This window comes from Stenotrophomonas sp. YJH_SMC_27, from assembly GCF_059369815.1.
In genome coordinates this window covers 98,288-116,981 of record NZ_JCAFTA010000015.1, presented here as the reverse complement: position 1 = coordinate 116,981, position 18,694 = coordinate 98,288, and the positions used below count along the sequence as shown (strand labels likewise).

15 protein-coding genes and 1 tRNA gene are annotated in these 18,694 nt (G+C 65.9%); 13 read left to right on the top strand and 3 right to left on the bottom strand.

Features of this window, described 5'->3' with window-relative positions:
- Positions 1-301: 301 nt before the first annotated feature.
- The 12 genes from folP to AC5P7R_RS18980 all read left to right on the top strand — a co-directional run bounded on the left by folP (position 302) and on the right by AC5P7R_RS18980 (position 12,148).
- A complete protein-coding gene (gene folP / locus AC5P7R_RS19035) occupies positions 302-1,198 on the top strand; it encodes a dihydropteroate synthase (RefSeq protein ID WP_134729569.1) in 897 nt (298 codons plus the stop codon).
- On the top strand, positions 1,198-2,151 hold the full coding sequence (gene miaA / locus AC5P7R_RS19030) for a tRNA (adenosine(37)-N6)-dimethylallyltransferase MiaA (RefSeq protein WP_227853873.1): 954 nt from the start codon (positions 1,198-1,200) through the stop codon (positions 2,149-2,151). Before folP ends, miaA begins: the two co-directional genes overlap by 1 nt.
- 96 nt (positions 2,152-2,247) lie before the next feature.
- Positions 2,248-2,523: an RNA chaperone Hfq gene (hfq, locus tag AC5P7R_RS19025; protein ID WP_004152891.1), complete on the top strand. Its 276-nt coding sequence runs from the start codon at positions 2,248-2,250 to the stop codon at positions 2,521-2,523.
- Positions 2,524-2,537: 14 nt separating this feature from the next.
- Entirely contained in the window at positions 2,538-3,848 is a 1,311-nt protein-coding gene (gene hflX, locus AC5P7R_RS19020; RefSeq protein ID WP_005412934.1) for a ribosome rescue GTPase HflX, read from the top strand.
- Positions 3,849-3,967: 119 nt separating this feature from the next.
- Positions 3,968-4,462, top strand: a complete 495-nt coding sequence (locus tag AC5P7R_RS19015; RefSeq protein WP_005409020.1) for a CinA family protein — start codon at positions 3,968-3,970, stop codon at positions 4,460-4,462.
- A 34-nt stretch (positions 4,463-4,496) separates the two neighbouring features.
- Positions 4,497-6,179 carry a 2-polyprenylphenol 6-hydroxylase gene (gene ubiB / locus AC5P7R_RS19010; protein ID WP_227852145.1) on the top strand — a complete coding sequence of 561 codons (1,683 nt, stop codon included), beginning with the start codon at positions 4,497-4,499 and terminating at the stop codon, positions 6,177-6,179.
- A 209-nt stretch (positions 6,180-6,388) separates the two neighbouring features.
- Complete coding sequence (lexA, locus tag AC5P7R_RS19005) at positions 6,389-7,024, top strand: transcriptional repressor LexA (protein WP_005412936.1); 636 nt, start codon at positions 6,389-6,391, stop codon at positions 7,022-7,024.
- Between the two features lie 204 nt (positions 7,025-7,228).
- The gene (gene recA, locus AC5P7R_RS19000; protein WP_026346904.1) at positions 7,229-8,266 is read left to right on the top strand and encodes a recombinase RecA; all 1,038 of its coding nucleotides are present in this window, start codon (positions 7,229-7,231) and stop codon (positions 8,264-8,266) included.
- A 110-nt stretch (positions 8,267-8,376) separates the two neighbouring features.
- Entirely contained in the window at positions 8,377-8,868 is a 492-nt protein-coding gene (recX, locus tag AC5P7R_RS18995; protein ID WP_478436378.1) for a recombination regulator RecX, read from the top strand.
- 109 nt (positions 8,869-8,977) lie between these two features.
- Positions 8,978-11,626 carry an alanine--tRNA ligase gene (gene alaS, locus AC5P7R_RS18990; RefSeq protein ID WP_495214137.1) on the top strand — a complete coding sequence of 883 codons (2,649 nt, stop codon included), beginning with the start codon at positions 8,978-8,980 and terminating at the stop codon, positions 11,624-11,626.
- Between the two features lie 147 nt (positions 11,627-11,773).
- Entirely contained in the window at positions 11,774-11,977 is a 204-nt protein-coding gene (gene csrA, locus AC5P7R_RS18985; protein ID WP_004152909.1) for a carbon storage regulator CsrA, read from the top strand.
- Between the two features lie 78 nt (positions 11,978-12,055).
- A tRNA-Ser gene (locus tag AC5P7R_RS18980) sits at positions 12,056-12,148 on the top strand.
- Between the two features lie 74 nt (positions 12,149-12,222).
- Here the strand turns inward: AC5P7R_RS18980 and AC5P7R_RS18975 are convergent.
- Together AC5P7R_RS18975 and AC5P7R_RS18970 are read right to left on the bottom strand one after the other, a co-directional pair.
- A complete protein-coding gene (locus AC5P7R_RS18975) occupies positions 12,223-12,678 on the bottom strand; it encodes a DUF4189 domain-containing protein (protein ID WP_227852147.1) in 456 nt (151 codons plus the stop codon).
- A 119-nt stretch (positions 12,679-12,797) separates the two neighbouring features.
- The gene (locus tag AC5P7R_RS18970; RefSeq protein ID WP_495214136.1) at positions 12,798-15,128 is read right to left on the bottom strand and encodes a TonB-dependent receptor; all 2,331 of its coding nucleotides are present in this window, start codon (positions 15,126-15,128) and stop codon (positions 12,798-12,800) included.
- A 221-nt stretch (positions 15,129-15,349) separates the two neighbouring features.
- Between AC5P7R_RS18970 and AC5P7R_RS18965 the strand changes: the two genes are divergently transcribed.
- Positions 15,350-15,832, top strand: coding sequence for a hypothetical protein (locus tag AC5P7R_RS18965; protein ID WP_019658860.1), 483 nt, complete (start codon positions 15,350-15,352; stop codon positions 15,830-15,832).
- A 51-nt stretch (positions 15,833-15,883) separates the two neighbouring features.
- On the opposite strand, the gene aceE is transcribed toward AC5P7R_RS18965, so the two are convergent.
- On the bottom strand, positions 15,884-18,556 hold the full coding sequence (gene aceE, locus AC5P7R_RS18960; RefSeq protein WP_478436382.1) for a pyruvate dehydrogenase (acetyl-transferring), homodimeric type: 2,673 nt from the start codon (positions 18,554-18,556) through the stop codon (positions 15,884-15,886).
- Positions 18,557-18,694: the final 138 nt, after the last annotated feature.

The window sequence follows — 18,694 nt, the reverse complement described above, 5'->3', positions numbered from 1 at the left end:
GGCGGGGTGGGTCCGGTTGCGGGGGCGTGAGCCGCATGGGCCCGAGGCATGCCTCGGGCGGGTTGGGCAGGACGCCCAACCCCGGTCTTGCCGTGTGCGCAGGACAGCGCACACGAGCAAGCGGCGACCGAGCTTACATGGACGTACTTGCAGCGGCCCCCGCAACCGGACCCACCCCGCCTACCCTCAGGAAACCAGCCTCTGCTGTTGCTTGGGCTTTTGCTGTGGCCGTTGCCTCTGCGGGTGCAGGGCACCGCCCTGCCGAACTAAACTACCTGCCGTTGTCCCAGCAGGATTGCCCATGTTCGATACCTCGCCCCAGCTCGATTGCGCCGGCCGCATCCTGCGCCTCGACCGTGCCCGGGTCATGGGCATCGTCAACGTCACCCCGGACTCGTTCTCCGATGGCGGCGCGCACGACACCACCGAGGCCGCGGTCGCCCATGGCCTCAAGCTGGTCGAGGAGGGCGCGGACCTGCTGGACATCGGCGGCGAATCGACCCGCCCGGGCGCCGCGCCGGTCTCGATTGAACAAGAGCTGCGCCGGGTGATTCCGGTGATCGAGCAGCTGGCCGCACGCACCCGGGTACCGATCAGCATCGACACCTTCAAGCCGGAAGTGATGCGCGCGGCGGTGGCGGCTGGCGCCGGCATGATCAATGACATCTACGGCCTGCGTCAGCAAGGGGCGCTGGACGCCGCCGCTGCAACCGGCGTGCCGGTGGTGCTGATGCACATGCAGGGCGAGCCGGGCCACATGCAGGCCGATCCACATTACGACGATGTGGTCGCCGAGGTGCACGGCTTCCTGGTCCAGCGCCTGTTCGCTGCCGAGATGGCGGGCATTGCGAAGAAGAACCTGCTGATCGATCTCGGTTTCGGTTTCGGCAAGACCACTGCCCACAACATGACCCTGCTGGCACGCTCCGAGCGGTTCCTGGAGCTGGGCGTGCCGATGCTGGCTGGCCTATCGCGCAAGCGCAGCCTGGGCGAACTGACCGGTCGCGACACGCCGTCCGAGCGCGTGGCCGCCTCGTTGGCTGCGCACCTGATCGCGGTGCAGCGTGGCGCACGCATCGTGCGCGTGCATGACGTGGCCGCCACCGTCGATGCGCTGAAGATCTGGCAGGCAGTCGAGGCCGTGCCAACGCCGCGCGCCGACGCCACGCCGACGATCCGCTGGCCGGACGAAGACTGATGGACATCGACCGGCGGCCACTGGCGATCGCCGTGATGGGGCCGACCGCCAGTGGCAAGACCGCCACCGCGATCGCCCTTGCGAAGCAGCTGGATGGCGAGATCGTCAGCGTCGATTCGGCGCTGGTCTATCGGCATCTGGATATCGGCTCGGCCAAGCCGGATGCGGCCGAGCGGGCGCAGGCGCCGCACCATCTGCTGGACCTGCGCGATCCGTGGCAGACCTATTCGGCGGCCGAGTTCGCCGCCGATGCCGGCCGCGTCGTGGCCGACATCGTGGCACGCGGCAAAATGCCGATCCTGGCAGGTGGCACGGGGCTGTACTTCCGGGCCCTGCTGCAGGGCCTGTCGCCGATGCCGGAGGCCGACCCGGTGATGCGCGAAGCACTCAGCACCGAGGCGGCCGAGCGGGGCTGGGCGGCACTGCACGCCGAGCTGGCCAAGGTCGACCCGGCCGCCGCCGCACGTATCCATGCCACCGACCCGCAACGCATCCAGCGGGCGCTGGAGGTCTATCGCCTCACCGGCACGCCGATCAGTGAATGGCAGCGCCGGCCGGGCGTCGCGCCGTTGCCGGTGCGCACCCTCAAGCTGATCCTCGCCCCGCGTGACCGCGCGGTACTGCACCAGCGCATCGAGGCGCGCTTCGACGCCATGCTGGCGCAGGGCTTCCTGGACGAGGTGCGGGCATTGCGTGCAATGCCGGAAATGACCGCCGTGGCGGCGCCGCTGGACCTGCCAGCGGTGCGCGCGGTTGGCTATCGCCAGGCCTGGGAATACCTGGACGGGGAGGGCGATGCTGCCCGTTTCCGTGACAAGGCCATCTTCGCCACCCGGCAGCTGGCCAAGCGCCAGCTGACCTGGCTGCGCGGCGAGCTTGATGCGCGCTGGTTCGACCCCCATGTCGATGGGGAGCGCCTGGCCGGCGCGGTGTCGACCTTCGTCGCACGCTGAACCCCCGCCAGCCGTGTAACATCATCGGTCGGCGGGCGGCTCGGGGGCCGTGGCAACCGTCGGCAACCCAATAAGAACAATAATCAGGAGTGTGCAATGTCCAAGGGGCAATCGCTGCAGGATCCTTTCTTGAACGCACTTCGGCGCGAGCGCGTGCCGGTTTCGGTGTACCTGGTCAACGGCATCAAGCTGCAGGGCACGATCGAGTCGTTCGACCAGTTCGTGGTCCTGCTGCGCAACACGGTCAGTCAGATGGTCTACAAGCACGCCATTTCCACGGTCGTTCCGGCACGTAACGTGAAGGTCGGTCCGGGCGGTGGTTACGTGCAGTCGGGTGAAGGTGGTCAGGCAGGTGATGAAGCAGACGAGTAAGACCGGAGCGGTGAATGTTTGACCGCTCGAAAAAGGGCGAACACGCCCTGTTGATCCAGCCCCATTTCGGCAAGCTGGAAGACGATGTGCTGGAAGAATTCGGTGATCTGGCCCGCTCGGCTGGGGCCAGCATCGCCGCGACGATCACTGCGCGCCTGGACCGACCGAATCCGTCGACCCTGATCGGCAGCGGCAAGCTGGACGAGATCAAGGCTGCGGCCGACGCCAGCGGTGCCGACCTGATCCTCGTCAACCATGCGTTGAGCCCGGGCCAGGAGCGCAACCTGGAACGGTTCCTGGAGCGCCGGGTGATCGACCGTACCGGCCTGATCCTGGATATCTTCGCCCAGCGTGCGCACAGCCACGAGGGCAAGCTGCAGGTCGAGCTGGCGCAGCTGCGGCATCTGGCCACGCGGCTGGTGCGCGGCTGGACCCACCTGGAGCGCCAGCGCGGTGGTTCAATTGGCCTGCGCGGCCCGGGTGAAACCCAGCTGGAAACCGACCGCCGCCTGCTGCAGAAGCGGGTCGAGCAGTTGCAGAAGCGCCTGGAAAAGGTGGAAGTGCAGCGCACCCAGATGCGTCGTGCGCGTGTGCGCAGCGAGCTGCCCCGTGTGGCACTGGTGGGCTACACCAACGCCGGCAAGTCGACCCTGTTCAACGCCATGACCGGCGCCGAGGCCTATGCCGCCGACCAGCTGTTCGCAACGCTGGATCCGACCGTGCGCCGCATCGCGGTGCCGGGCGGCAACGTGGTGCTGGCCGATACCGTCGGTTTCGTCCGCGATCTGCCGCATGATCTGGTCGCGGCGTTCCGCTCGACCCTGTCCGAGGCGCGCGAGGCCGATTTCCTGCTGCACGTGGTCGATGCTGCCGACCCGCACCGCGAGGAGCGCATCGCCCAGGTGGACGAAGTGCTGACCGCAGTCGGTGCCGGCGATCTGCCGCAGCTGCTGGTGTTCAACAAGATCGACCGCATTGACGGCGCCGACGTGCGCCACGACGGCCAGGACGGTATCCCGGACGAATCGCGTCGCGAGCGGGTGTGGATTTCCGCGCGTGACGGTCAGGGCCTGGAGCTGTTGCAGGCGGTGCTGGGCAAGCGCCTGGGCCTGCAGCATGTCACCGGCGAACTGCGTCTTCCCCCGGATGCAGGCCGCCTGCGCGCGCGCCTGCACCAGCTGGAGGTGATCCGCAGCGAGCAGGCCGATGAGGATGGTTGGCTGCTACAGGTCGACCTGCCGATCGCCGAAGCCGAAAAGCTGGCCGCCAGTGCCGATGGCGCCCCGATCCGCGCGCTGCTGCCGGAAAAACTGCCGGAGTGGTGAGGTAGCGACCGGTGCCCGGTAGTGCCGGCCGCTGGCCGGCAACGCAACCGTGCCGGAGGGGCGCGACATCCGCCTGTCATCTGCGGTACAACGTGGTTCTTCACCCCACCGTCATGCCGATGTCCATCCCCACCGACGCCGATCTCAATGCCCAGTCCGCCGCGCTCGGGCAGCGCCTGCAGCAGGCCTCGCTGCAGCTGGTGACCGCCGAAAGCTGCAGTGGTGGCTGGATCGCCAAGTGCATGACCGACATTGCCGGCTCGTCGGCGTTCTTCGACTGCGGCATGGTGGTCTACAGCTACGAAGCCAAGCAGCGCCTGCTCGGCGTGCGCGCGCAGACCCTGGAGCAGTTCGGTGCGGTCAGCCGCGAAACTGTGCTGGAAATGGTCTCCGGCGCGCTGGTCAATTCCGGTGCCGGCATCGCCGTGGCGGTGACCGGCATTGCCGGCCCCGGTGGCGGGAGCCCGGACAAGCCGGTCGGCAGTGTCTGGATTGGCTGGAAGCGCCGTGGCGGCTATGCCCGCGCCGAGCTGTTCCAGTTCGATGGCGACCGCGAAGCCATCCGCCGACAAACCGTGGCGGCGGCATTGCGCGGTATCGACGCCCAGCTGTGACATGCTGCTCCGGTAATCGTCCGGAGCACGCATGATGTGGGAGACGCTGGGTACTGTCCGTGACCTGGGCCGACTGCAGGAAATCGCCGTCGTCCTGATCCGCTATGGCTTCGGCGACGTGGTGCGGCGCATCGGCTTGGCCACCACGCTGGAGCGGGCAGGGCGCCTGCTGCACTGGAACGAGGACCGCCAGGAACTGCTGCGGATGACCGCGCCGGTGCGTGTGCGCAGCGCTATGCAGGATCTGGGTCCCACTTTCGTCAAGCTCGGGCAGGTGCTGGCGACGCGCGTTGACCTGCTGCCGCCGGAATGGATCGCTGAACTGTCCGAACTGCAGAACGCGGTGCCGGCGCTGCCGTACGCGGATATCCGCGAGCAGCTCGAAGCCGACCTTGGCGCCTCGCCGACGGAGGTGTTCGCCTTCCTCGATGAAACCCCGATGGCCGCCGCCTCGCTGGCGCAGGCCCATCGCGCCCGGCTCCACGATGGCCGTGAGGTGGTGCTGAAAATCCGGCGGCCCGGCATCCGCGATGTGGTCGAGGCCGATCTGCGGCTGCTGGCCCGCCTGGCCGAGATTGTCGAGGCGCGGCTGCCGGACCTGCGCCGCTATCGTCCGGCCGAGGTCGTGCAGCAGTTCACCGTGTCGCTGCGACGCGAACTGGATTTCGCCGCCGAATGCCGTAACGCCGAACGCATCGCGCGCAATTTCAGCGGTCGTGACGACATCCTGATCCCCAGCGTGCACTGGCAGTGGACCTGCGAAAGCCTGAACGTGCAGGACTTCGTCGACGGCATTCCCGGCCGTAACCTTGCTGGTGTCGATGCGGCCGGGCTGGACCGCCGCGAACTGGCCCGGCGCGGCGCCGGCATCGTGTTGAAGATGGTGTTGGAGGACGGCAGCTTCCACGCGGATCCACACCCAGGCAACATCATCTACCTGCGCGACGGCCGCATCGGCGTGATCGATTTCGGCATGGTCGGCGCGCTGTCCGAGGTGCGCCGCTTCCAGGTCGCGCAGCTGCTGCACGGGCTGGTCGAGCAGGACCCGCAGGGCGTGGCCGACGTGTTGCTGGACTGGGCCGGTGGCGTGGAAGTGGACGAGAACCGGCTGCAGCACGACATCAGCCAGTTCGTCGACCAGTACCGCGGCGTGCCGCTGAAGGACCTGCGTATCGGCCTGATGCTGGGCGATATCACCCAGCTGCTGCGCAGCTACAGTCTGACGTTGCCGGCCGATCTGGCGCTGATGATCAAGGCCTTCCTGACCCTGGAAGGCATGGGCCGCCAGCTCGACCCGGATTTCGACATGGCCAGTGCCGCGCGCCCGTTCCTGGAGCGGGTAGTGCTGCAGCGCTATGCGCCCAGGGCGCTGCTCAAGCGTGGCCGCCGCAGCCTGCTGGGGCTGTTCGACTTCGCCGGTGAGCTGCCGCGCGACCTGCGCAAGCTGGTGCAGGCGGCGCGCCGCGGACGACTGCAGCTGAAGGTCGAAACCACCGCGCTGCAGGGCTTCGGCGAACAGGTGAACCGTGCGGCAAACCGGCTGGTGGTAGGCGTGATCACGGCTGCCCTGATCATCGGCTCGTCGATCGTGATGCACAGCGTCGGCGGGGTTTCCAGCCGCTGGCTGCTGGCGCTGGGCGTGTGCGGCTTCATCGGCGCCGGCTTCTGTGGTGTGTGGATCCTGTTCTCCATATGGAGGAGCGGCAAGCACACATAGTGTGCTTGCCGCAGCGGTTCCCCATCGGAACCGTGGAATCGCTGCGCGATTCCTGTAGGGCCGACCGCTGGTCGGCTGCTTTTGCTTTTGCCTTTGCCGCCCGGCCATTGGCCCAACTGCCGAGCATGGCTCGGCACTACAGATCCCCATCACCTGTTTGTCGTACCCGGCACTTGCAGTTGTGTGCGTTAGTAGTAATACTACTAACCATGGACCTGACCGACACCCAGCAGGCGATCCTGCAGTTGATCGCCGAGCGTATCGAGAGCGAAGGCGCACCGCCCTCGCAGACTGAAATCGCACGTGCGTTCGGCTTCAAGGGCGTGCGCGCGGCCCAGTACCACCTGGAAGCCCTGGAGCAGGCCGGTGCGATCCGTCGCATCCCGGGCCAGGCCCGCGGCATCCGCCTGGTGCAGGCGCCGCCGGTCGAGAAGCTGGCCGAGCCGGGCCTGCCCGACAGTGTGCTGCGCCTGCCGGTGCTGGGCCGGGTTGCGGCCGGCCTCCCGATCGGCGCCGACATCGGCTCGGACGATTTCGTGGTGCTGGACCGGGTGTTCTTCTCGCCAGCGCCGGACTACCTGCTGAAGGTGCAGGGCGATTCGATGATCGACGAGGGCATCTTCGACGGTGACCTGATCGGTGTGCACCGCACCCGCGACGCCCATTCCGGGCAGATCGTGGTGGCCCGCATCGATGACGAGATCACCGTCAAGCTGCTGAAGATCGCCAAGGACCGCATCCGCCTGCTGCCGCGCAATCCCGATTACAAGCCGATCGAGGTGCTGCCGGACCAGGATTTCGCGATCGAGGGCCTCTATTGCGGCCTGCTGCGGCCCAACCGTTGACCCGTTCCATAGCGCATTACCCCGCGGTCTTTTGTGGCGATTCTCTGGTTCCACTGAGGTTGGTACGGATGTCCGATAATTCTTTTCAGAGCGCCGGGCAGAATCTCAGCCTGTGCGATACGTCCGACTTAAAGTGAACCCATGGCAAAGAAGACCCCCAAAGACAGCACCCCCAACGACATGACCTCTGCAAGGACCAATACGATGGACGAGAACAAGAAGCGCGCCTTGGCTGCTGCTCTGGGCCAGATCGAGAAGCAGTTCGGCAAGGGCTCGGTGATGCGCATGGGTGACCGCGTGGTCGAGCCCGTCGAAGCCATCCCGACCGGTTCGCTGATGCTCGACATCGCACTGGGCATTGGCGGTCTGCCGAAGGGCCGTGTCGTTGAGATCTACGGGCCGGAATCCTCGGGCAAGACCACCCTGACCCTGCAGGCCATCGCCGAGTGCCAGAAGATGGGCGGTACCGCAGCTTTCATCGACGCCGAGCACGCGCTTGACCCGATCTATGCCGCCAAGCTGGGCGTGAACGTGGACGACCTGCTGCTGTCGCAGCCGGATACCGGTGAGCAGGCGCTGGAAATCGCCGACATGCTGGTCCGTTCGGGCTCGGTCGACATCCTGGTGGTCGACTCGGTCGCCGCACTGACCCCGAAGGCCGAAATCGAAGGCGAGATGGGTGACCAGCTGCCGGGTCTGCAGGCCCGCCTGATGAGCCAGGCGCTGCGCAAGTTGACCGGCAACATCAAGCGCTCCAACACCCTGGTGATCTTCATCAACCAGCTGCGCATGAAGATCGGCGTGATGATGCCGGGCCAGAGCCCGGAAACCACCACGGGCGGCAACGCGCTGAAGTTCTATGCCTCGGTCCGCCTGGACATCCGCCGTATCGGCGCGATCAAGAAGGGTGACGAGATCATCGGCAACCAGACCAAGATCAAGGTGGTCAAGAACAAGCTGGCGCCTCCGTTCAAGCAGGTCATCACTGAGATCCTGTACGGCGAAGGCATCAGCCGCGAGGGCGAACTGATCGACATGGGCGTGGATGCCAAGCTGGTCGAAAAGGCCGGCGCCTGGTACAGCTACGGTGAAGAACGCATCGGCCAGGGCAAGGACAACGCCCGCGGCTACCTGCGCGACAACCCGACCGTCGCTGCAAAGCTCGAGGCAGAACTGCGCGAGAAGTTCCAGCCGGCCGAAGCGGCCCGCGAGGATGGTGACGACGAAGGCGACGACGAGTAAGGCTTGCTGTGGGGCAGGGCGGCGCCGTCAGTGACGTCGCCCTGTCCCGCAGGTTCGAATCGCCCATGGATGGGCTGGGTGCCACGGATGGCGCCACCCTTGGAGTACCCATGTCCGACGCCGAAGACATTCCGACCGGCCGCAAGCGCCGACCGCGTGAGCAGACTCCCGTGCAGCGGGCGCTGGGCCTTCTGGTCCGCCGCGAACACTCGCGCAAGGAACTCACCCGCAAGCTGACCGCCTGTGGCATTGAAGACGAAGCCGCGCAGGCCGCTGTCGCCAAGCTGACCGAGGCCGGCTGGCAGGACGACACCCGCTTCGCTGAGAACCTGGTGCGGATGCGCGCCAACACCGGCTATGGGCCGATCCATGTCCGCGCCGAGCTTGGCACCCACGGCCTGGACAGTGCCGCGATTGCCGCAGCGATGGACAGCTACGAAGGCGACTGGCAGGAAAATGCTCGCGATCTGGTCCGCAGGCGCTTTGGCGAGGCCGGCCCGCAGGACCTGGCGCAGCGGCGCAAGGCCGCCGATCTGCTGGCCCGACGGGGCTTCGACGGCGACAGCATCCGCCGCGCGACCCGCTACGACCCGGATGACTGAGACTGGCGGCGCCGGGCCTGATACCCTTTAGGTTTTCGGCGGTCCCTCGCGACCCTGGCCAACGCGGCCGGTGGTCCGGGTCCGCCGGCCCGCAGACTGCCAGCCCCCAATGAACGCATCCGCCAAATTCACGACTTCCCAGATCCGCAGCGATTTCCTTGAATTCTTCAAGGGCAAAGGCCACACCATCGTGCCGTCGGCGCCGCTGGTGCCGGGCAACGATCCGACCCTGCTGTTCACCAACTCCGGCATGGTGCAGTTCAAGGACGTGTTCCTCGGCGCGGAAAAGCGCAGCTACGTGCGCGCGGCCGATGTCCAGCGCTGCCTGCGCGCGGGCGGCAAGCACAACGATCTCGACCAGGTTGGCTACACCGCACGCCACCACACCTTCTTCGAGATGCTGGGCAACTGGTCGTTCGGCGATTACTTCAAGAAGGACGCGATCGCCTGGGCCTGGGAGCTGCTGACCCAGGTCTGGAAGCTGCCGGCCGAGCGCCTGCTGGTTACCGTGTACCAGACCGACGACGAAGCCTACGAACTGTGGCGTGACATGGTCGGTGTGCCGGAAGAGCGCATCGTGCGCATCGGCGACAACAAGGGCGCACCGTTCGCCTCGGACAATTTCTGGCAGATGGCCGACACCGGTCCGTGCGGCCCGTGCACCGAGATCTTCTATGACCACGGCGACCACATCGCCGGTGGCCCCCCGGGTTCGCCGGATGAAGACGGCGACCGCTTCATCGAAATCTGGAACCTGGTGTTCATGCAGTTCGACCGCCAGCCCGACGGCACCCTGGTGCCGCTGCCGGCGCCGTGCGTGGATACCGGCATGGGCCTGGAGCGACTGGCGGCGATCCTGCAGCACGTTCACACCAACTACGAGATCGACCTGTTCCAGGCGCTGATCCGCAAGGCCGCCGAGCTGACCGGCACCCCCGACCTGGAAAACAAGTCGCTGCGCGTGATCGCCGATCACATCCGCGCCTGTTCGTTCCTGATCGTCGATGGCGTGCTGCCGTCCAACGAAGGCCGTGGCTACGTGCTGCGCCGTATCATCCGCCGCGCCCTGCGCCACGGCTGGATGCTGGGCGTGCGGCAGCCGTTCTTCAGCAAGCTGGTGCCGACCCTGGTCGAGCAGATGGGCGAGGCCTATCCGGAACTGCCGGCGGCGGTGGACACCGTCACCCGTGCGCTGCAGGCCGAAGAAGAGCGTTTCGCCGAAACCCTCGATGCCGGCATGAAGATCTTCGAGGACGTGGCCGGCAAGGCCAGCAACGGCGTGATCCCGGGCGTTGACGCCTTCCGCCTTTACGACACCTACGGTTTCCCGCTCGACCTGACCCAGGACATCGCCCGCGAGCGCGACCTGACCGTCGACATCGCCGGCTTCGACGCCGCAATGGAGCAGCAGCGCGAGACCGCCCGTGCGGCCGGCAAGTTCGGCGGCGGCGTGACCCTGCCGGCCGAGCTGGTGGCAACGCTCAGCCCGACCCTGTTCCTGGGCTATGACCGCCTGCAGGCCGATGGCCTGACCGTACTGGCCCTGCTCAAGGACGGCCGTCCGGTGCAGTCGGCCGATGCCGGTGATTCGGTCATCGTGATCACCAACCAGACCCCGTTCTACGCCGAATCCGGCGGCCAGGTCGGTGACACGGGCGTGCTTGCCGGCACCGGCGTGCGCCTGGTGGTGGAAGACACCCAGAAGTTCGCTGGCCAGTTCCATGGCCACGTCGGCACCCTGTCCGACGGCGGCCTGAAAGTGGGCGATGTGCTGTCCGGCCAGGTCGATGGCGAGCGCCGCGGCGCCACCATCCTCAACCATTCGGCCACCCATCTGCTGCACGCCGCCCTGCGCGAAGTGCTGGGCACCCACGTGCAGCAGAAGGGCTCGCTGGTCGCGCCGGACCGCCTGCGTTTCGACTTCTCGCACTTCCAGCCGATCAGCGCGGAAGAGCTTGCCGTGATCGAGCGCAAGGTCAACCAGCAGGTACGCGCAAACAACGCGGCCGAAGTCCACAACATGGGCATGCAGGAAGCGCTGGACTTCGGCGCGATGGCCCTGTTCGGCGAGAAGTACGGCGAGCACGTGCGCGTGCTGAAGATGGGTGACTACTCCACCGAGCTGTGCGGTGGTACCCACGTCAACCGTACCGGCGACATCGGCCTGTTCAAGATCACCTCCGAGGGCGGTGTCTCGGCCGGCGTGCGCCGTATCGAGGCGGTCACCGGCCAGGGCGCCCTGGATTACGTGGACGCCGAGGAGGCCCGCCTGGCCGAAGCCGCTGAACTGCTCGGCGGCAGCGCCGCCGACGTGGTCGAGAAGATCCGTGCCCTCGGCCAGCGCCAGAAGCAGCTGGAGCGCGAACTGGAGGCCGTGAAGGCCAAGGTCGCCGCCGGCGCCACGGCCGACCTGTCCGGCCAGGCCGTCGAGGTTGCCGGCGTGAAGGTGCTGGCCGCCCGCCTGGAGGGCTTCGACGCCAAGGCCCTGCGTGACGCCATGGACCGCCTCAAGCAGCAGCTGGGCGACGCGGTGATCGTGCTGGCCGGCGCCCAGGACGGCAAGGCCGCCCTGGTTGCGGGTGTGAACGGCAGCGCAATGGGCAAGGTCAAGGCCGGGGAACTGTTGTCCCATATCGCCAGTCAGATCGGGGGCAAGGGCGGCGGACGCCCGGACCTCGCCCAGGGTGGTGGCGAGGACGGGCCCGCCCTTGCCACCGCGCTGGCTGCGGTCGTCGAATGGGTCAGCCCCCGCCTGTGATGAACCTGGCCGTCCCCCTCCTTGTAGGAGCGGGACGGCTGACGGTACCATTGCGAATCTTTTCCCTTTGTCGTGGTAGCGCTTCTTGACGGAGCGTCAAGCCGGTGGGGGATACCCTTCCACACGGTTCCATGGAGACTTACAAAAATGTTGATCCTGACTCGCCGCGTCGGCGAAACCCTGATGATCGGTGACTCGGTGAGCGTCACCGTGCTTGGCGTCAAGGGTAACCAGGTGCGTATCGGCATCACCGCGCCGAAGGACGTCGCTGTGCATCGCGAAGAGATCTATCAGCGCATCCAGCGTGGTGATGAAGCCGGTGGCACCGGTAGCGAAAATTCTGCCGAATAACGCTTTACCTTCGCACTCGATTAACGTTATGATTCACGCCCCGCTGAGGTGCAACGCACCAGACGCGGAGAAAACCCCGGAGTGATGCCCGAGTGGCCGAAGGGGCTCCCCTGCTAAGGGAGTATAGGGTCAAAAGCTCTATCGAGGGTTCGAATCCCTCTCACTCCGCCAGATATAAAGAAGCGCCTGCAGATCCTCGATCTGCAGGCGTTTTTCTTTATCCGACACCCGCAGCGTGGAGCTGACTATCCTGGCTGATCGGTGCGGGTGGCAGGCATTGGCATGGGCGTCGTCGCTGGTGCCGGAGCGGGCGCACCCGGCAGCTGTGGCGGTTTAATGTGACGAGGTGGAATTTCCCGCCACAGCAACGCAAGCGTGCAGTCGTTGGCACGTTCCCTGCACATTCTTTCGGCCTTCCGCTGCGCGGCGTCCGCAGTCTTCTCACCCAGTGCAAAGCCCAACGCAATCGTGCCGGTCGCTATGGCCGAATAACCTTCGCCGATGGTGCTGGCGGACTGGCCGCAATTGCGCGATCGCGCTGCGCAGTAGTGCAGCGACTGCTGCATCGCAGTGGTGAGGGAAGACTGGTTCATCGAATAGCCGTAGCGGCCATCCTTGTCGTAGGTGATCGCAGACGCAGCATTTGCGGCTGATGAAGCGGACAACAACAGCGCCAGTGAAACCGCATGCTTCCAGTTCATCACGCTCTCCTGTTTTGCCGATGGTGAATCAACCGGTGAATGTGGCGCAACCCCGCAGGGGGCGGGGGAGAACGCCTGCAGGCCATTTGCCCGCAGGCGCGTACCGACGCGTTCGATCGTCAGAGCCTCACCGTCACCCCCACCTGGAAACCACGCCCCGGCAACGGCGCGATGTACTTCAACGGCGAGTTGTGCGGGCGTGCTTCTTCATTGAGCAGATTGCTGCCGTTGACGAACACCTCCATGCCGGCGATGTAGCTGTTGCGTACCGGCAGCTCACGGCTGACCTGCAGGTCGACCAGGTTGAAGGCATCCAGTGGCACTTCCTCGCTGACGTTGCGGCCGAGGTACTTCTGCGTGTCGTAGTAGGTGCTGGACAGCTGCGCCTTCCAACCCTCGCGTTGCCACTGCAGATTGGCGCCGTAGCGGTTGGTCGGCATGTTCGGCAGGTACTCGCCGTCGTTGTGGGCACGCAGCGAATCGGGGTGATCGGCCTTGTTCTTCACCAGGTCGGCGAAGGCGGAGATGTTCAACGTGCCATAGCGGCCAAGGTCCAGGGCCTGCGATGCGTCGATCTCGAAGCCCTTCACCGTGGTGTCGGTCTGCTTCCAGTATTTCAGCGGCAGGCGGTTGGCGGTCTGCACGCCCGAGTAACCCAGGTACAGATAGTTCTCGTACTTCATCCGATACGCGGTGGCCGACAGTTCGAACCCTCCGACATGGAACAGGCCGGTCAGCTCCAGGTTTTTCGCGCGCTCTGGCTCGAGGTTCTGGTTGCCTTCTTCCTGGGTCATCACCGAGTAGTGCGCGTTGCTCGCATACAACTCATTGATCTCCGGTGCGCGCTGCGAGGACGAGTAGCGCACCTTGGCGGCGAACAACGGACCGAGCTCGACATACGATCCCAGGCTGTAGCTGTTGAGCCGGTAGTCGCGGTCCTGCAGTTTCGTGTTGGCGGCATTGCGCGCGGTCTTGAAGCGGCTTGGTTGCAGGTCATGGTCAACGCGCTCGTGGCGCACGCCAGCGTCGAAACTGGCCCAGCCGAAGTCCAGCGTCTCCTTCAGGAACATCGCGTTGCTGCGGGTGTCGACGTCAGGCAGGTAGCGCAGCGAGCCGCTGCCGGTGACATCACGCGACTGGTGGCTGTAACCGAGCAGGCCGCTGAGCGGACCGACACGCTGATGGCTCAACAGCAGTTCGGCCTGGGTGCTCTCGAAATCGTAGTCGTTGGCCCGGGTGGCACCCAGCCGTTCGCCCGAGGTGTTGTCCAGCTTCGAAACACGCAGTTCAGCGCGCTCGAACCACGGCAGCGGGTCGCGCAACAGGGCTTCCAGTGCGTAGCGTTCCTGCTTGATCACCACGCCCACCGGCAATGCGTTGGCGTAGTTGGAACCGAACGACAGGTTCTGCATCGAGAACCCGGGCACGCCGTATTCGCTGTCCTTGGCATCGATGCTGACACCCACGTAACCACGGTCGAAGAACAGGGTCGACCCGAACGCCACCTGCGAATTCCTCGCGTAACTGTTGCCCAACCGGTGATGGTAATCGGGCGTCACATCATTGTTGATCTGCTTCTGTACGTATGACGGCGCGCCGGCGACATAGGCCGGATTGACCGGATTGATATAGGTACGGCGTTGCCAGACCGAAGTCGGGTTGTTGGTGTAGAACGAGAAATCACCATCGGCCCAGTCCGGGTTCTCGGTCATGAACTGGTCGATGTAAGGTTGCGAGGCCTTGTTGTAGGTCTGCTGGACCCGCGCCTCCTTCTGGCAGCTGTCGGCCAGCGCCGAGTTGACGCCGCCGGTGGGCGGGAACAGCGCGGCGTTGCAGACACTGGCTTTGCTGTTGCCGGGGATGTCGTAGTGCGAGATGCGCTGCCGAGAGACCTGCAGGTTGGTCGAGACGTTGCGCTGGTTGTTGAAGTTCATGCGGAAGCCCTGCGCGTCCGCAGCATTGAAGCCCTTGCGCAGGACCAGTTCCATCGACTGGTCCTTGTCTTCCATGCTGCGCGAGATCAGGCCCGGATCGATCTCCACGCTGCCTCCGATCGCATTGCCGCCGTAGCGCACGGTGTCGGAGGACTTGTTGACGGTCACACTGGGTACGAACAGCGGATCGAACGGAATGTTGATGTCGCCGCTGATCGCGTTCATGCCGAGGATGGACTGGCCGTCCTGCAGGATCTGCACGCGGTTGCCGCTGAGGCTGCGGATGACCGGAGCGCCCGCGTTTGGCCCGAAGGCGCTGCTCTGCACGCCGGAGACGTGTTCGAGCAGGCCGCCGAGGGTGCGGTTCTGCGCTTGTGGGTTGTCGACAGTGACCCGGGTGTCGATGCGCGAGGGCTGGGAGGCCTGGACCTGGAGGGTGGGGAGGGTGGGTTCGTCTGCGGCCTGGGTGGTGTGGACGGCGAACAGAATGGCAGCAGCAAGCAGATGGCGACGCATGACACGCTCCGTGAAGATTACGTGAAATGTTATAACGTAACTCTTGCAGGCAACAAGGGCGTTTGGGCTCTAGTCGCGAGGCCGAACGCACGGGAGGCGCGAATGAGGTTGCCGGCCGTTCAGCGCTCTGCCTTGTGCGGGGCGCCGATGCTGTGCACGATCCGGATGCTGCGCCCCACAGCGCTTCACGCAGCATCTTCTTCACGGAAACGGAGCAACGTATGAAGCTGCTGTCCGCTGTGTTGTTGTCTGCGCTTTCGCTGGCCGCCGTTCCGGCGCTGGCCGTGGAGGCTTCGCCCTCACCGCTGCTGGGACGCTGGTCGCTGGACATTGCCACCTCGGCGCTGCCCGAGGCGCAGCGCCCGAAACAGGTGGTGCTGGAATTCAAGGATGCCGGGGGTGGACGCTGGAGTTCGCACGTCGACATCGTGCTGCACGACGGCAGGACCATGAAGTCCGATGGCACGCTGTCCCTCGACGGTACGCCGGGGCCCTTGTCCGGCACCTACGGCGCGGACAAGGCCAACCTGAAACTGCCGGCGCCGAACACCCTGGTGATGCAGCTGGTGGACCACGGCACGCCGGCCTCCACCCGCATCTATACCGTGGCGGCCGACCGTACGACGATGACCGAGACCAAGGCGTTCTACGGTCACGACGGTACGCCGATCCTGCAGACCAATCTGTTCAAGCGGATACCGTAGCGGCGCCGCCTGCACCACGCCCGCACAGCGGGCGTGGTGAATGCAGCAGGCTTATACCGCGGCCGGGTCGCGCTTGCCGGCGTCGATGCCGTACCTGTCGATGGCCTCCTGCATCCGCGAGCGTTCGATGCGGCCTTCGTCAGCCAGTGATTTCAGGGCGGCCAGCACGATGAAGTGGCGATCCACTTCGAAGAAGGTGCGCAGCGATTCACGTGTGTCGGAACGGCCGAAGCCATCGGTGCCGAGTGCGGTGAAGCGGCGGTCGTTGATGAAGGGACGGATCTGGTCGCCTACGATCTTCATGTAGTCGGTGGCGACCACCACCGGGCCTTCATGGCCCTGCAGGCACTGCTGCACGTAGGCTACGCGCGGCTCCTCGGCCGGATGCAGCAGGTTCCAGCGTTCGGCGGCCAGGCCGTCGCGGCGCAGTTCGGTCGGGCTGGTGGCGCTCCATACATCGCTGGCGACGCCGAAGTCCTGCTGCAGCAGTTCTGCCGCGGCTTCCACTTCGCGCAGGATCGAGCCGCTGCCCATCAACTGCACGCGTGGCTGCGAGGCGCTGTCGGCCGCTGCCGGATGCAGCAGATACAGGCCCTTCAGGATGCCCGCTTCCACACCCTCCGGCAGTGCCGGCTGCGGATAGTTCTCGTTGAGCACGGTGATGTAGTAGTAGATGTCTTCCTGGTCGACATACATGCGGCGCAGGCCGTCATGGATGATCACCGCCAGCTCGTAGTTGTAGGTCGGGTCGTAGGACACGCAGCTGGGAATCACCGATGACAGCACGTGGCTGTGGCCGTCATCGTGCTGCAGGCCTTCGCCCATCAGTGTGGTGCGGCCGGAGGTGGCACCCAGCAGGAATCCACGGGTGCGCGCATCGGCGGCGGCCCAGGCCAGGTCACCGACGCGCTGCAGGCCGAACATCGAATAGAAGATGTAGAACGGGATCGTGGCCAGGCCGTGGTTGCTGTAGGCGGTACCGGCCGCGATCCACGAACAGATCGCACCGGATTCGTTGATGCCTTCCTGCAGGATCTGGCCGTCCTTGGCTTCCTTGTAATAGCTCAGCTGGCCGGCGTCCTGCGGGGTGTACAGCTGGCCCAGGTAGGAGTGGATGCCGATCTGGCGGAACAGGCCTTCCATGCCGAAGGTGCGCGATTCATCGGGCACGATCGGAATGACCCGCTTGCCCAGCTCCGGGTCCTTCAGCAGGCGGGTGAGGATGCGCACGAAGCCCATGGTGGTGGACTGGCCGCGATCGCCGCTGCCCTGCAGCTGGGTGTTGAAGATCGACAGCGGCGGCAGCGGCAGCGGATCGACCTTCGCCAGCCGCGCCGGCAGCTGGCCGCCCTGGATGCGGCGGCGCTCGGCGAAGTAGGCCGCCTCGGGGCTGCCCGGCTCCGGTCGCAGATACGGCATGTCCTCCAGCTGCTCGTCGCTGACCGGCAGGTTGAAGCGATCGCGGAAGGCACGCACCGCATCGGCGCTCATCTTCTTCAGCTGGTGGTTGATGTTCTGGCCTTCGCCCGCTTCGCCCATGCCGAAACCCTTGACCGTCTTGGCCAGGATCACCGTCGGCCGGCCGCTGGTGTTCACCGCCTGCTGGTAGGCAGCGAAGACCTTCTGCGGATCATGGCCGCCACGCGCCAGCGCCCAGATATCGTCGTCGCTCATGTGCGCGACCAGTTCCAGCAGCTCGGGGTAGCGGCCGAAGAAATGCTCGCGCACGTAGGCACCGCTCTGCGACTTGAAGGTCTGGTAGTCACCATCCACGCATTCCATCATGCGCTGGCGCAGCAGGCCGCTGTGGTCGCGGGCCAGCAGGTCGTCCCAGCCACTGCCCCAGATCAGCTTGATCACGTTCCAGCCGGCCGCGCGGAAGGTGCCTTCCAGTTCCTGGATGACCTTGGCGTTGCCGCGCACCGGCCCGTCCAGGCGCTGCAGGTTGCAGTTGACCACGAACACGATGTTGTCCAGCCGCTCGCGGCCGGCCAGCGAGATCGCCGCCAGCGATTCGGGCTGATCCATTTCGCCATCGCCGAGGAAGGTCCAGACCTTGCGGCCCTGGTGCTCTTTCAGGCCGCGGTATTCCAGGTAGCGCATGTAGCGCGCCTGGTAGGCAGCGGTCAACGGGCCCAGCCCCATTGACACGGTGGGGAACTGCCAGAACTCCAGCATCAGGCGCGGGTGCGGATATGAGGACAGGCCTTCGCGGCCGGCTTCGCGGCGGAAGTTGTCCATCCGTGCCGGATCGATGCGGCCTTCCACGTACGCGCGGCCGTAGATCCCTGGCGCGGAGTGGCCCTGGATGTAGATCATGTCGCCGTCGAAGGTGTCGGTACGGCCACGAAAGAAATGATCGAAGCCCACGTCGTACAGCACTGCCGCCGACTGGTAGGTGGCGATGTGGCCGCCGACGTTGGAACGCTTGCCGGCACGCAGCACCATCACCATCGCGTTCCAGCGGATCATCGCGTTCAGGCGGCGCTCGATGGCCAGGTCACCCGGGTAGGCCGGCTGGCGCTCGGGCGGGATGGTGTTGACGTAGGCGGTCCAGGCACGGGTATGCAGGTCGCCGTGCTGCCGGGCGTCCAGATCGCTCAGCTGGTCGATCAGGTAGTGCGCGCGCGGCCGGCCGCCGGCCTGCATCACCGCCTCCAGCGATTCACGCCACTCCTGGGTTTCCAGTGGATCGGTATCGAAGGGAATGAGGGCTTGGTTCATGGCTGTCTCCAGAGGGCGCCGGTCGGAGGTCTGCCTGGGCGACAACACCGGCAGGGCGCACAGCACTGGAGCGGGGTCGCAATGGCGGGCGCCGTGACGCGAAGGGCGACCGTGGCGGCCACCGAGAAGACAAGCGTA